We start from the raw sequence: 12,431 nt of genomic DNA on the forward strand, positions 1-12,431 counted from the left end.
ACCGACAAGGAGTATGCCTATGGCCGGCCAGGAAAGCCTGCCGCTTCGTCGCCTTAAAGAGTTTCAGCCGTTGAACCGGCTGACGGATGATCAACTGGTCCTGCTTGCCAGTCGCGCCGAACGACGAACCCACGGGCCCGGCCAGCGGGTTCTTGAGCGCGGTGTCCGGGACGGTCTCGACTTCTTTCTGATTGCCGGCAAGGTGGAGCTGGAATCCCTGGACGGCCGTAAATCGATCATCGAAGCCGAGACGGAGAAAGCGCACAATCCCATTGCCCGGCTCCAGCCCCGAATGTACGACGTAACCGCCGTAAAACCCTGCGAGTTCCTGGTTGTGGAGCAGGAGATCCTTAACCAGCTGCTGCGCTCGGCGCCGGTGGAACAGGTTGAGATGGATTCCGGTGAGGGCGCGGGCGGTATCGAGAGCGAGGAACATCACCTGTTGATGGAATTCCTGTCGGAGTTGAGGTCGAATCAGGTAAAGCTCCCCAGTGTGCCGGATGTGGCCTGGAAGGTCCGGCGTGCGGTCGATCGTGAGGAATCGACGGCAGACCAGGTGGCATTGGCGGTGTCTGCGGATCCGGCCATGGCCGCGAAACTTGTCCGTGCCTGCAACAGCCCTCTGTATCGAGGGTTCAGTGACGTCCGGAATGTCCGGGAAGCGGTTGTCCGTCTCGGTATGCGTACCACTAGGCAATTGGTGACGGTGTTTTCGATGCGGGAGGTTTTCAAGACCCGTCAGGCGTCGTTGCAAAAAGAAATGGAAAAGCTCTGGCGGCACTCCCGGGAAGTGGCAGCCCTTTGCTGGGTGCTGGCGGATCATGCTACCCGGCTAAACCCGGAAGAGGCACTGCTGGCGGGGCTGCTCCATGATATCGGTGTGGTGCCGATTCTGGTTCAGGCCGAACACCATGTGAATCTCTTTGCCGATGAGGCCAATCTGAGTCATGCGATCCGGGAACTCAGGGCTGACGTGGGCACGGCGGTTCTCGAAAACTGGTCCTTCCCGCCGGCGTTCGTGGAGGCGGTCCGTCATGCCGAGGACTGGGGCTATGAATGCCGCGAGGCGTCGCCCCAACTGGTGGATGTGGTTATCGTGGCTCAATTGCATTCGATGATCGGTTCCAGCCAGAATGCCGAGCTACCTCCGTTCGACCAGGTGCCCGCATATCGGCGTCTGGGCGAACTTGAACTCAATGCCTCCCGCAGTTTGCAGCTTCTGACGGAGGCCAGGGCCCGGGTCGACGAAGTTCAGCAACTGTTGGCCATCCGGTAATTGTCCGGGCTGTGTAAACTGTGGAGTCTGCTTTCCGGTGACTGTTGCTCTTATGAATGTACCTTTGTTCCCCCTGAATTCCATCGTCCTGCCCAGGGGGAGGATTCCCTTGCAGTTGTTCGAGCCGCGCTACATCGACATGCTCACCCGCTGTCTCAAGGAGGATCGCGGGTTCGTTGTGGTGCTGTTGAAGGAAGGCGGAGAGGCCGGGCGCACCGCAGCTTTTTACGACATTGGCACCTACGTGCGGATTATTGATTTCCAGCAGCTTGATAACGGCCTTCTGGGAATTACCGTTGAGGGCGAATCGAAGGTGTCGGTGGTGCGAAGCTGGCAGCAGGAAGACGGGTTGAATGTTGGCGACGTGGAATGTCTGATTGAAGAGGCAGAGAGGGAAGTGCCTGAACGTTTCAGCGAATTGCCTTCGGTCCTCAAGGCCCTGTTCCGGCACCCGGTCATAAGGGACCTGAACATGGACATCGACTATGGCGATGCCCGGGATGTTGGCTGGCGGCTCACGGAGCTGTTGCCTTTGGACAAACAGGAAAAGCAGAAGCTGGTGGAGTTGCAGGATCCACTGGAACGCCTCAGTCGACTTCAGGGACTTCTGGAAGCGCTGGAGGAGGGCTAGCCTTTAAGTCACGGGCCGGAAATTCATAACTGCCTCACCCCATGACAGCACAATATATCCGCCTGCAAAGACCGCCCAGACAACCGCTGCCGCCACAATGGTTATATCAGGGGGCAGAGGTACCTTGTCGTAGCGGCTGTAGCTGGCCCGCACCGCCCCGGTTACAGCCAGGGCAAGCAGCAATCCCCCAATCACGTCCGTAAACCAGTGAACTCCGAGGTAAAGCCGACTCAGAGCCACGGGAACCAGTGGAAGAGAAAGCAGTACATAGTATTGCCAGCGCTTGCGGTGCCGGCTTTCGCCGGCAACAAAGCTGGCCAGCAGGGTGACCAGCAAGGTAACGCCTGCCGTGTGACCGCTGGGGAAGGCGCCGGAATCGGGCGGCCCCATGACCTCGTCGGGGCGTGGGACGCCGAGCAGGAACTTGAGGCCCCAGACCAGAAATATGGTCACAAAGACGGCCACCAGAATATGAATGGCAGCGGCATAATAGCCCCGGAATAGCAATGCTGCGAATGCCAGAGCACCGGCGGCGATCAGAACCGGGGCGTCACCAAGCAACGTAATGGCAATGAAGGGGCCATCCAGCAGAGGTTGTCGGAGTTGCTCAAACCATTGCAGGGCGGCCTGGTCGAAGCCATCAAGCAGGCTCGTTGCTGTAGCCAGTTGCTTCCAGATCAGCAGCAGTGCGGAAGCGCCAAGCGCGAGCATGAACGAAGCCAGCGGAAATTCACCCTCCCGGGCAGGGCGTTGATTGGTGTACAGGCGCCAGAATCGGTGAGTCGCTTCGTATTGAGCCATCCACTGCTTAAGCCATTGGTAAAAGCGGCTGCTTTCACCAAGCCCCAGCTGAAATCGCAACAGCACGAAGTAGACCACGGTCAGGGCGGCGAGGCTGATGCCGATCACCGCATAGAAGTGCGCAGGAGGCCTGATTTCGCTCGCCAGGGCGCTGCCCACCAGAAACCCCGGGAAAATATAGACTGGTGCCCAGGCGATGGCCGAGCCGATGTTGAAGGCCAGAAAGCGACGCCAGGACATCATCAGGGCTCCGGCCACCAGGGGAATAACCGGTCGCACGGGCCCGACAAAGCGACCGATGATCACGCTTTTGCCGCCGTGACGGGTAAAAAATCGCTCTCCGGTGCTGATGACTTTCGGATAACGGCTCAGCGGCCAGGCCGTTGTCAGGCGGCCCTGCAGCCGCCGCCCAAGGCCAAAGCTGGCGGTGTCCCCCGCAATGGCACCCAGACCGGCCCAGAGCAGTGCTTCTGGTAACGGCATACCTGTCTCGCCGGCCAGTACAGCGACGGCAAACAGGATGGCGACACCCGGGACAATAATGCCGGCTATGGCGAGGGATTCGATGAAGGCGGTCGTAAACAGAGCCGTTGCCAGCCAGCCGGGATGCAGGCTCAACCATGCCGACAGGTCATTCAGCCAGGCACTGCTCATGTTTCGATGGTTTCTCCCGGGCTGAACCAGACCGAATCAGTCCCGCGCCTTCGAGCTTCCTCCATGGCCTGGTGGGCCCGCTTCCGGAGAGTGTCGGTACGGGTGTCGCCGCTGCCACGGGTGGTGCAGCCCAGACTGACGGTGGCCTTGCCAACCACGGGCCAGTGGTGTTCGGCGATGGTCCGGCGGATCCGCTCGGCGATGACTCTCACGCCTTCTTCCGGCGTAAACGGCAGGATCAGGAAAAACTCGGAGTCTTTCAGGGTATACAGGGTGTCGCCGGCACGAATGACGCCAAAGAGGTGTTCCGTCATATCCCGGAACAGGCCCTGAACCTGATCCCTGCCGTGGAGGTCGGCCACTTCATCCGCGTAATCAATACTCAGGTCGATCACGGACAGGCAGTGTCCGGTGGCGATGGCCCGGCTGATCTCTTTCTGCAGGGTTTCATCCAGGAAACGGGCATTATGAGCACCGGTTACCGGGTCGGTAATAGCAAGATCCTCGGCTGACTGGGCCATGTGGTCATAATGCCAGATATACAGTGCCGCAACCGCCAGAAGAATGAACAGGCCTGCCGTGATGGCAATGGCCTCGGCCGGTGCCTGTTCAAGGAAAAGGATGATCGACATGGGCATTAGCAGCAAAAGGGAGAGCCCGACGCCCTGGCGCAATGGCAGGATAAGCAGGTTCAGGACAAGCAGGGGCATTGCCCAGTGGCTGATACCGGGTGCATCCATGGTCAGCAGTGCTGCCAGCATGCCGCTGTTCAGGCCGGAGAGAATGACCAGATGCCCCGGCGCTGACAGCTGATGCCGACGACAGATAATGGTGTAAATGGCGCCGGCCAGGGTCAGAACCGCCATCCCTGAGGCCAGGTAGAACAATTCGTAGAAGCCATAGCGCAGGTTCTGCATGGCCAGGGTGAAGATGAACAGGCAGGCAATGCCGTAGCCAAAGGCATGGGTCCAGGTTCTCAGACGGGTCTCTGTCATGATACCGGCCCCTGGGCTTGCGGTTGGCTTGGTTGCGCCGGCTGTGACCAGGAACTGTAGGCCTGGCTTCGGTTGCCTCCCTGCTGCTGCGCCCGGCGCAAGGCATTCGCCGCGCTCTGCTGAAGACTGTTGGCGTCGTCACCGATATTCAGGCCGGCAATTCCGGTACTGACAGTGAGGTTCATGCCGTGTGATTCCAGAAGTGTTGCCAGGCCTTTGCGGATAGTCTCGGCACGGGCGATGGCGTCGCTGGTGGAGATACCTGGCAGAATCACCAGAAACTGCAGATCGGCGACCCGGTAATAGGTGTCGAAATCACGGATCTGGGAATGCAGGTAACGACCAATGCGCGGGAGTATTGAACGTATGTCCTCATCCGGATCATTGTCGCTCAGGTGGGTGTCCAGTCCGATCATGATAATGGACATGTCTGTGCCTTCCCGTTCGCTGCGCTGGATTTCCTTGTGCAGGTCGGCAGAAAGATACTCCCGGCTGGCGGCCTGGGTCAGTTCATCGGTCCGGCGCAATGGGGCCAGTTGCCGGGCCTTGTAGTCACGCAGGAATACCAGCAGAGCCGAGAGCAGCATGGTGAGCAGAAAAGCGCTGATCATCTGGTGGCGGTCAGCAAGGCCGACAGCCCACTGTGTTGCGATCATCGCCAGAACTGTAATGAGCAGGGTGATCAGTGCTGCTGCCGCAGGCGGGACCAGTGCGAAAGCGACGAGGGGAAGGGCGTAGAGCCAGTGGCTCAGGACCCAGGGGCCAGTCCAGAAGCTGGCCAACAGAATCAGCAGAAGAATCACGAAAAAAGCCTGCTGGACCCGAGGCCAGGGCTGATTCACCCGGCTGGGATGAAAGGTCTTGCCGGCAATCACAATGCCTGAGGCTGCAGCCGCAGCCGCCGCAACCATTGGTTCTCCCATTACGGCACAGAGGGTGGCAATGGCGATCAGTGCCACGAAGCCTGCCCGCGACAACTTGCCTAACAGGAATTTTTCGGCCATCTGGGCCATTGTGTCCTTCCTTTTCCCGAACTCCCTGAATAAAACCGTCCCCGGGGAGTTGTTCAAAAGCTCCTTCAGTTTCCGAGTATGGCATATAGCAGCGGTATAATATCTGTTTGGGATGCGTACTTGAAACGGGAAAGGTAAAGTTAGGCACTTATTCCTGATTCCGCTTGAAAACAGAAAGGTATTTGAATGGATATTGCAGCGTACATGGCTGAGGTTGGACAGCAGGCCCGAGCAGCGGCAACGGGAGTGGCGCGTTCGACCACCGCCGTGCGTAATCAGGCGCTACTCGCTACGGCAGATGCTCTTGATGCAGCCCGGGAAGAGCTGGCTCTGGCCAATGGCAAGGATTTGCAGCGGGGCCGTGAAAATGGCCTCGATGCGGCGATGCTGGACCGGCTGGAGCTTACTCCCCAGCGAATCGATACCATGATTGAAGGCCTTCGCCAGGTGGCGTCGTTGCCGGACCCTATCGGTGCCATTACCGACATGGCCTACCGCCCCTCTGGCATTCAGGTGGGCAAGATGCGTGTGCCGCTGGGAGTCATCGGTATCATCTACGAGTCCCGTCCTAACGTGACCGTAGAGGCCGCCAGTCTGTGCCTCAAATCGGGCAATGCGACTATTCTCCGGGGCGGCTCGGAGTCGATCCATTCCAATCAGGCCATTGCTCGCTGTCTTTCCGAGGGACTTGCAAAAGCAGGGCTGCCCGAGAATGCGGTGCAGGTGATCAAAACAACCGATCGTGCGGCCGTGGGTGAGCTGATCACCATGCCAGAGTATGTTGATGTCATTGTGCCCAGAGGTGGCAAAGGCTTGATCGAACGCATCAGCCGCGATGCCCGGGTGCCGGTCATCAAACATCTTGATGGTGTCTGCCATGTCTACATCGACAGCCATGCCGACCCGGAAAAGGCACTCAACGTGGCGATCAATGCCAAAACCCACCGGTATGGCACCTGTAACACCATGGAAACCCTGCTGGTCGACGCCGAGATCGCCGAGGATATTCTTCCGATGTTGGCTCAGGCTTTTGTTGAGAAAGGCGTGGAATTGCGTGGCTGCGAGCAGACCCGGGCTATTGTCGAGGGTGTGAGCGAAGCCACCGAGGCGGACTGGGAGGCTGAATACCTGGCTCCAGTGCTGGCAGTGCGTGTGGTTAACGGACTGGATGGCGCCATTGATCATATCAACCGCTACAGTTCCCAGCATACCGACAGCATCATCACCGAGAACTATACCCGGGCACGTCGGTTCATTACCGAAGTGGACTCCAGTTCCGTCATGGTCAACGCTTCAACGCGCTTTGCCGACGGGTTCGAGTATGGTCTGGGGGCCGAAATCGGGATCTCCACCGACAAGATTCACGCCCGTGGGCCTGTGGGGCTTGAGGGTCTCACGTCCCAGAAATACGTGGTCTTCGGTGACGGGCACATCCGGACCTGATGCCCATGCATGTGATCTATGGCGGAACCTTTGATCCGGTGCATCATGGCCACCTCAGGCTGGCCCTTGAAATCAGTGACCGTCTCGGGGTGGAGTACGTCAGTCTGGTGCCCTGTCATATTCCGCCGCATCGGGGGCGGACCGGGGCTTCCTCAGGTCAGCGCCTGGAGCTGCTGAGGCTGGCGGTGGCCAACGAGCCCCAGTTACGGATTGACGACCGGGAACTGGCACGGGAAGGCGCCTCCTACACGGCCGACACCCTGCGTCAACTTCGCGCGGAGCTTGGGCCGGATGAGCCCCTGGCGATGGTGGTTGGCACCGACGCCTTTGCCGGGTTCGACCGCTGGCGGGAGTGGCAGCAGATTCCGGAGCTGGCCCATGTGGTGGTGGTCCGTCGACCAGGCCCGGCTCTGGACCCTACAGGCGAACCGGCCCGGCTGCTGGCGGAGCGAGGTGTGGGAGGCCCCGAGGCCTTGCACGGCCGTTCCTGCGGCCATTTTCTGGAGCTCGATCCGCCGCTTCTGGACATTTCCGCCACCGGAATCAGGAAGCGTATTGGTGATGGCCGCTCACCCCGCTACCTGATGCCCGACCAGGTCTGGGCAGAAATTCGTCGTCAGGGGCTCTATGGTGCATGCCCCGACGGGAACTTTTAGTGCTACAATCGCGTCTGAATATGACATTTCGGGCGGCCATATCGGCAAACGCCCGTCCAACAGGGTGATTATGCAGGCAGAGCAACTGAAAGATCTGGTAATTAATGCGCTTGAAGATGTGAAAGCACAGGACATCAGCGTGATTGATGTCCGTGACCGCACCAGTGTCACCGACTTCATGGTTCTGGCATCCGGAACGTCCAATCGACATGTGAAATCCCTCGCCGACTCCGTTGTAATCGAAGCCAAGGAGCAGGGCGTGCGCGCGAGCAACGTTGAGGGTGCTGGCGTCAGCGACTGGATCCTTGTGGACCTGGGCGATGTGGTTGTTCACGTGATGATGCCTGCCACACGGGAGTTTTACGATCTGGAGCGCTTCTGGCGCGATGCTCCGGATCTTGGTGTTGCGGGCAGCGAATAATCATGCGGTTACGCCTGATCTGTGTGGGGCAGAAAATGCCCGACTGGGTCAGTACCGGATTCGGAGATTACGCCCGCCGCATGCCGCCGGAGCTACCCGTGGAACTGGTTGAAATTCCTGTCGCCCACCGGGGCAAGAATCCCGACATTCCCAGACTGATGCAGCGAGAAAGTGACGCTATCCTTGCGGCCACCGGTCCGAAAGACCGCGTGATTGCGCTGGAGGTTGGCGGTCGCCCGTGGTCGACCGAAAAGCTCGCGGCTCAACTGGAGAACTGGCAACAGGATGGCCGCGATGTGAGCTTTCTGGTGGGCGGCCCCGATGGCCTGGCCGACGATTGCCGGAAGCGGGCCGACCAGCAATGGTCGCTGTCGCCGCTCACTTTGCCGCACCCCCTGGTGCGTATCGTTCTCGCTGAACAGCTGTACCGGGCCTGGTCGATCACCCGCAATCACCCGTACCACCGGGCCTAGGGGGTCATCATGCCATGGGGTGAGTTCAAGGATACGGCAGCGGAACGCCGGCTCTTCCAGCGCCGTACCCTGGTGATGCTGGTGTTTGTGATGCTGGCGATTGGTGGCCTGATTGCGCGGATGTACCAGCTTCAGGTCGTGGAACATGAGGTTTATACCACCCTCTCGGACAAGAACCGCGTTCAGGTCCAGTCGGTACCGCCCCCCCGAGGGCTGGTTTACGACCGCAATGACACTCTGCTGGCGGAGAACCGGCCCGTTTTCAGTGTGACGCTTGTGCCCGAGCGGGTGCAGGGCATGGACGATACCCTGGCTCAGCTTGGCAATATCCTGGAGATTTCTGACGAAGACCGTGAACGTTTCCAGCGTCGTCTTCAGGAACCCCGCCGTCCATTCCAGGAAATTCCCCTCCGCTACGACCTCAATGAACAGGAGATGGCCCGGCTTGCTGTGCATCGCCATGAGCTGCCGGGTGTGGAGGTCAAGGCCGAGCTGGTTCGTTTCTACCCGCACAGTGAACTGACGGCCCATGCTCTGGGCTTTGTTGGTCGTATCAATCGTGACGAGTTGCAGCGGATCGATCCGGTCAACTATGCCGGGACCAACTACATCGGAAAATCGGGCATCGAACGCTTCTACGAGGAGATCCTCCACGGTGAGGTCGGCTACCAGCACGTTGAAACCAACGCCCGGGGCCGGACGCTGCGCGTCCTGGAACGAGAAAACCCGGTGCCCGGAGAAGATCTGCAGCTGCATCTGGATCTCAGGCTGCAGCAGCGGGCCCACGAGCTTCTGGATGGTCGCCGCGGCGCCATCATTGCTATCGAACCGGATACCGGTGGCATTCTTGCGCTGGCAAGCGTTCCGGGTTTTGACGCCAACAAATTCGTTACCGGTATCAGCGTCAATGACTACCGGGAACTGAGTGAAAGCAAGGACAAGCCACTGTTCAATCGGGCCTTGCGGGGGCAGTACCCTCCGGGTTCGACTGTGAAACCGATGCTTGCAGTAGCGGCGCTTGATAGCGGGGCCACCACCCGGGATTACACCATCTGGGATCCAGGACACTTTCGCCTTAACGAAGGCGGCCGGTTGTGGCGCGACTGGAAGCGAACCGGACATGGCTGGGTTGATCTGAAGGACGCTGTGGCGGAATCCTGCGATGTCTATTTCTACGAGGTGGCGGTGGAGATGGGCGTGGACACCATGCACAGCTATCTGGCTCATTTCGGCTTCGGGGAAGACGCCACCCTTGATGTCTCAGGTGCTCTAAGCGGTTTGCTACCTTCCAGGGACTGGAAGCGTGCCGTTCGGAATGAGCCGTGGTACCCGGGGGATTCCGTCAATATGGGCATCGGGCAGGGGTTCATGCTTGCTACGCCGTTGCAGCTGGCCACTGCAACCGCCTTGATTGCCAACCGTGGCCGTTGGGTAGAGCCGAGGCTTCTGAAGGACATTAAGGGGGATCGGCCGGTCGAGGAATTCCTGCCTGCGGAGACCCACGAGCCGCTTAATCTCAAGAACCCTGACGACTGGGAATACGTCGTCGATACAATGGTAGAGGTCATGCACGGGCCAAAAGGAACGGCGCGCTCTGTAGGCCGCGGTGCGCCCTACAAGATGGCGGGCAAGACCGGTACCGCGCAGGTATTCAGCCTTGCCGAGGATGAAGAATACGATGAAGAGGAAATCCGCGAGAGGCTCCGGGACCACGCGCTTTTTGTTGGTTTTGCGCCGGCGGATAATCCGGAGATCGCGGTTGCCGTGATCGTCGAAAACGGTGGTAGCGGCAGCGGTACGGCCGCGCCGGTGGCCCGAGCCCTGTTTGACTCCTGGTTGCTCGACTATGGACAGGCCGATGGCACACTGGTCAGCGACGTAGACGAGGTGGCCGACTGATGGCGTTCAAGGCGTTACTGGATTCAACGGCGAGCAACCCGCTTGGCAGGCAGCGGAGCATCTGGACCGCGCTGCATCTGGACCCGATCCTTTTACTGCTGCTGCTCCTGCTGGTTTCCGGCGGGTTGTTTGTGCTTTACAGCGGTGCCGACCGGAACTTCGAGGTCGTCAAGGCCCAGGGCATACGTCTGGGAGTGGCTTTTGTGGTGATGCTGGTATTCGCCCAGCTGGACCCCTCGGTGTTTCGCCGGTGGGCACCGTGGCTTTACGCGGCCGGCATTGTTGCATTGATTGCAGTCATGCTGGTGGGCGTCGGTGCCAAGGGCGCCCAGCGTTGGCTGGCGATACCGGGTCTGCCCCGGTTTCAGCCCTCGGAGCTGATGAAGCTGGTAGTGCCCATGATGGCGGCCTGGTACCTGTCCAGGCACTTCCTGCCGCCCAGGTTCCGCCATGTGGCCGTCGGGTTGGCCATTGTTCTGGTGCCGATGATCATGATCATGCAGCAGCCAGACCTTGGAACCTCCTTGCTGGTGGGCATGGCCGGCATCTTCGTGGTGTTTTTCGCCGGCATCAGCTGGAAATTGATCACCGCCTTCGTGGCCATGGTGTCCGTGTCGGCTCCGCTGATGTGGTTTTTCGTCATGAGGGAGTACCAGAAACAGCGGGTACTGACACTCCTGGACCCACAAAGTGATCCTCTGGGGGCCGGCTGGAACATCATCCAGTCCAAGACAGCCATTGGTTCTGGTGGAGTGGATGGCAAAGGCTGGCTGCAGGGGACCCAGTCACACCTTGAGTTTCTTCCGGAGAGCCATACCGATTTCATCGTTGCGGTGCTGGCGGAGGAATTCGGTTTTGTCGGTATGCTGATTCTGATGACGGTGTATTTCCTTATTATCCTGCGATGTCTTTACATTGCCGCCACGGCCCAGGATTCGTTCAGTCGGCTGCTGGCCGGCGCACTCACCATGACGTTCTTTATCTACATCTTCGTGAATGTCGGGATGGTAAGTGGACTTTTGCCCGTGGTTGGTGTGCCATTGCCTCTGATCAGCTATGGTGGAACCTCGGGGGTGACCCTGATGGCTGCGTTCGGCGTTCTGATGTCGATCCACACGCACCGACGGATGATTGGCGCCTGACCGGGTCAATCGAACCATGGCGGTCGGGTAATGGTGATTCCGGGGCAGAACCCGTTACAATGAACGGCAGGCCGCCGGATACCTGATGGCGGTGGCCAATGTAGTCAAGAGGAACTCCGGACAGTGAACTGCAAGCCCTCATTCTCTCTCCTGCTGACGGTAGTGGCGTCGATGATACTCGGCGGCTGTGCATCAGCCCCGGAAACGGACCATTCGTCACGCTACACTCTGGCTACCGACAGGGCACCCTCGGGCAACTTTGATGTCTCCGGGCTTGACGATGCGGTGCCGGTTTACGAGGCTCCTCGCAGGGCAGGCAATAAATCGCCCTACAAGGTCTGGGGCAAGCAGTACCATGTGCTCGACAGCAACGACGGCTATGTTGCCCGGGGTACGGCGAGCTGGTACGGCGAAAAGTTCCATGGTCACAAGACCTCCAACGGCGAAACCTTTGACATGTATGCCATGTCCGCCGCGCACAAATCCCTGCGGATCCCTGGCTATGCCCGGGTAACGAATCTTGATAATGGCCGCTCGGTGATCGTCCGGGTCAACGACCGTGGTCCTTTCCACAGCGACAGAATCATCGACCTGTCCTACGCCGCGGCCAAAAAGCTGGGTTACCAGGCCCGGGGCACGGCACGGGTGGAAGTCGCCGCCATTACGGTCAGACCGGACGGAGCCATGTTCGTTGCCGGTGAGCCCTTTTCTCACGGAGACTCACCTGGATACGCCGAAGGTCGGGTGAAGGCTAGCGGTGACATGGCGGCGACCAACCGGTCATTGTTTGTACAGCTGGGCTCCTTCAGCAGCCGGGATCCGGCCGAAAAGTTGCTCAGCCAGGTAAGAGCGGTGCTGGAAAATCCAATGCGGGTGCGGGCTGTTGATACGTCTTCAGGGCGATTTCATCGGGTTCAGGTGGGCCCGTTCAGCGATGAAGACAGCGCAAGGCGCACCCAGAGCCTGTTGGAAGCCCGTGGTTTCGATCAGTCCATCCTGCTGACCGATACGCACTGAGCGCGGCTAA

Annotated in this window: 12 protein-coding genes; 9 read left to right on the top strand and 3 right to left on the bottom strand. The window is 59.5% G+C overall.

The genetic code is table 11. From position 1 onward, the window contains the following. Window positions 1-19 precede the first annotated feature (19 nt). Both ACO06L_RS18965 and ACO06L_RS18970 read left to right on the top strand, forming a co-directional pair. Entirely contained in the window at window positions 20-1,276 is a 1,257-nt protein-coding gene (locus ACO06L_RS18965) for an HDOD domain-containing protein (protein ID WP_064227035.1), read from the top strand. 52 nt (window positions 1,277-1,328) lie between these two features. Next, window positions 1,329-1,907, top strand: coding sequence for an LON peptidase substrate-binding domain-containing protein (locus ACO06L_RS18970; RefSeq protein ID WP_064227036.1), 579 nt, complete (start codon window positions 1,329-1,331; stop codon window positions 1,905-1,907). Window positions 1,908-1,910: 3 nt separating this feature from the next. Here the strand turns inward: ACO06L_RS18970 and ACO06L_RS18975 are convergent, their stop codons facing one another. Genes ACO06L_RS18975 through ACO06L_RS18985 form a run of 3 tightly spaced genes read right to left on the bottom strand, consistent with a single transcriptional unit; the run spans window position 1,911 to window position 5,370 of the window. Then, a complete protein-coding gene (locus tag ACO06L_RS18975) occupies window positions 1,911-3,362 on the bottom strand; it encodes a bifunctional DedA family/phosphatase PAP2 family protein (RefSeq protein WP_202347051.1) in 1,452 nt (483 codons plus the stop codon). After that, the gene (locus ACO06L_RS18980; protein WP_202347052.1) at window positions 3,359-4,357 is read right to left on the bottom strand and encodes a GGDEF domain-containing protein; all 999 of its coding nucleotides are present in this window, start codon (window positions 4,355-4,357) and stop codon (window positions 3,359-3,361) included. The genes ACO06L_RS18975 and ACO06L_RS18980 overlap by 4 nt, the downstream gene beginning before the upstream one ends. After that, window positions 4,354-5,370 carry a GGDEF domain-containing protein gene (locus ACO06L_RS18985; protein WP_202347053.1) on the bottom strand — a complete coding sequence of 339 codons (1,017 nt, stop codon included), beginning with the start codon at window positions 5,368-5,370 and terminating at the stop codon, window positions 4,354-4,356. Before ACO06L_RS18985 ends, ACO06L_RS18980 begins: the two co-directional genes overlap by 4 nt. 186 nt (window positions 5,371-5,556) lie before the next feature. On the opposite strand from ACO06L_RS18985, the gene ACO06L_RS18990 reads away from it, so the two are divergent. The 7 genes from ACO06L_RS18990 (at window position 5,557) to ACO06L_RS19020 (ending at window position 12,421) form a co-directional block, all read left to right on the top strand. Beyond that, window positions 5,557-6,813: a glutamate-5-semialdehyde dehydrogenase gene (locus ACO06L_RS18990; RefSeq protein WP_202347054.1), complete on the top strand. Its 1,257-nt coding sequence runs from the start codon at window positions 5,557-5,559 to the stop codon at window positions 6,811-6,813. Between the two features lie 5 nt (window positions 6,814-6,818). Beyond that, a complete protein-coding gene (gene nadD / locus ACO06L_RS18995) occupies window positions 6,819-7,469 on the top strand; it encodes a nicotinate-nucleotide adenylyltransferase (protein ID WP_064227076.1) in 651 nt (216 codons plus the stop codon). 70 nt (window positions 7,470-7,539) lie between these two features. Further along, window positions 7,540-7,890: a ribosome silencing factor gene (rsfS, locus tag ACO06L_RS19000; protein ID WP_064227041.1), complete on the top strand. Its 351-nt coding sequence runs from the start codon at window positions 7,540-7,542 to the stop codon at window positions 7,888-7,890. Window positions 7,891-7,892: 2 nt separating this feature from the next. Continuing rightward, on the top strand, window positions 7,893-8,363 hold the full coding sequence (gene rlmH / locus ACO06L_RS19005) for a 23S rRNA (pseudouridine(1915)-N(3))-methyltransferase RlmH (protein ID WP_202347055.1): 471 nt from the start codon (window positions 7,893-7,895) through the stop codon (window positions 8,361-8,363). Between the two features lie 9 nt (window positions 8,364-8,372). Then, window positions 8,373-10,262: a penicillin-binding protein 2 gene (mrdA, locus tag ACO06L_RS19010; protein ID WP_064227043.1), complete on the top strand. Its 1,890-nt coding sequence runs from the start codon at window positions 8,373-8,375 to the stop codon at window positions 10,260-10,262. Continuing rightward, on the top strand, window positions 10,262-11,404 hold the full coding sequence (gene rodA / locus ACO06L_RS19015; RefSeq protein WP_064227044.1) for a rod shape-determining protein RodA: 1,143 nt from the start codon (window positions 10,262-10,264) through the stop codon (window positions 11,402-11,404). Before mrdA ends, rodA begins: the two co-directional genes overlap by 1 nt. A 171-nt stretch (window positions 11,405-11,575) precedes the next feature. Further along, entirely contained in the window at window positions 11,576-12,421 is an 846-nt protein-coding gene (locus tag ACO06L_RS19020; RefSeq protein ID WP_227715892.1) for a septal ring lytic transglycosylase RlpA family protein, read from the top strand. Window positions 12,422-12,431 lie beyond the last annotated feature (10 nt).

This window comes from Marinobacter sp., assembly GCF_965229985.1.
Taxonomy (GTDB): Bacteria; Pseudomonadota; Gammaproteobacteria; order Pseudomonadales; family Oleiphilaceae; genus Marinobacter.

Excerpts from the sequence above, each read along its gene's own strand:
- ACO06L_RS18965 (WP_064227035.1), top strand. The coding sequence starts at position 20 with ATGGCCGGCCAGGAAAGCCTGCCGCTTCGTCGCCTTAAAGAGTTTCAG.
- ACO06L_RS18970 (WP_064227036.1), top strand. The coding sequence starts at position 1,329 with ATGAATGTACCTTTGTTCCCCCTGAATTCCATCGTCCTGCCCAGGGGG.
- ACO06L_RS18975 (WP_202347051.1), bottom strand. The coding sequence starts at position 3,362 with ATGAGCAGTGCCTGGCTGAATGACCTGTCGGCATGGTTGAGCCTGCAT.
- ACO06L_RS18980 (WP_202347052.1), bottom strand. The coding sequence starts at position 4,357 with ATGACAGAGACCCGTCTGAGAACCTGGACCCATGCCTTTGGCTACGGC.
- ACO06L_RS18985 (WP_202347053.1), bottom strand. The coding sequence starts at position 5,370 with ATGGCCCAGATGGCCGAAAAATTCCTGTTAGGCAAGTTGTCGCGGGCA.
- ACO06L_RS18990 (WP_202347054.1), top strand. The coding sequence starts at position 5,557 with ATGGATATTGCAGCGTACATGGCTGAGGTTGGACAGCAGGCCCGAGCA.
- nadD (WP_064227076.1), top strand. The coding sequence starts at position 6,819 with ATGCATGTGATCTATGGCGGAACCTTTGATCCGGTGCATCATGGCCAC.
- rsfS (WP_064227041.1), top strand. The coding sequence starts at position 7,540 with ATGCAGGCAGAGCAACTGAAAGATCTGGTAATTAATGCGCTTGAAGAT.
- rlmH (WP_202347055.1), top strand. The coding sequence starts at position 7,893 with ATGCGGTTACGCCTGATCTGTGTGGGGCAGAAAATGCCCGACTGGGTC.
- mrdA (WP_064227043.1), top strand. The coding sequence starts at position 8,373 with ATGCCATGGGGTGAGTTCAAGGATACGGCAGCGGAACGCCGGCTCTTC.
- rodA (WP_064227044.1), top strand. The coding sequence starts at position 10,262 with ATGGCGTTCAAGGCGTTACTGGATTCAACGGCGAGCAACCCGCTTGGC.
- ACO06L_RS19020 (WP_227715892.1), top strand. The coding sequence starts at position 11,576 with ATGATACTCGGCGGCTGTGCATCAGCCCCGGAAACGGACCATTCGTCA.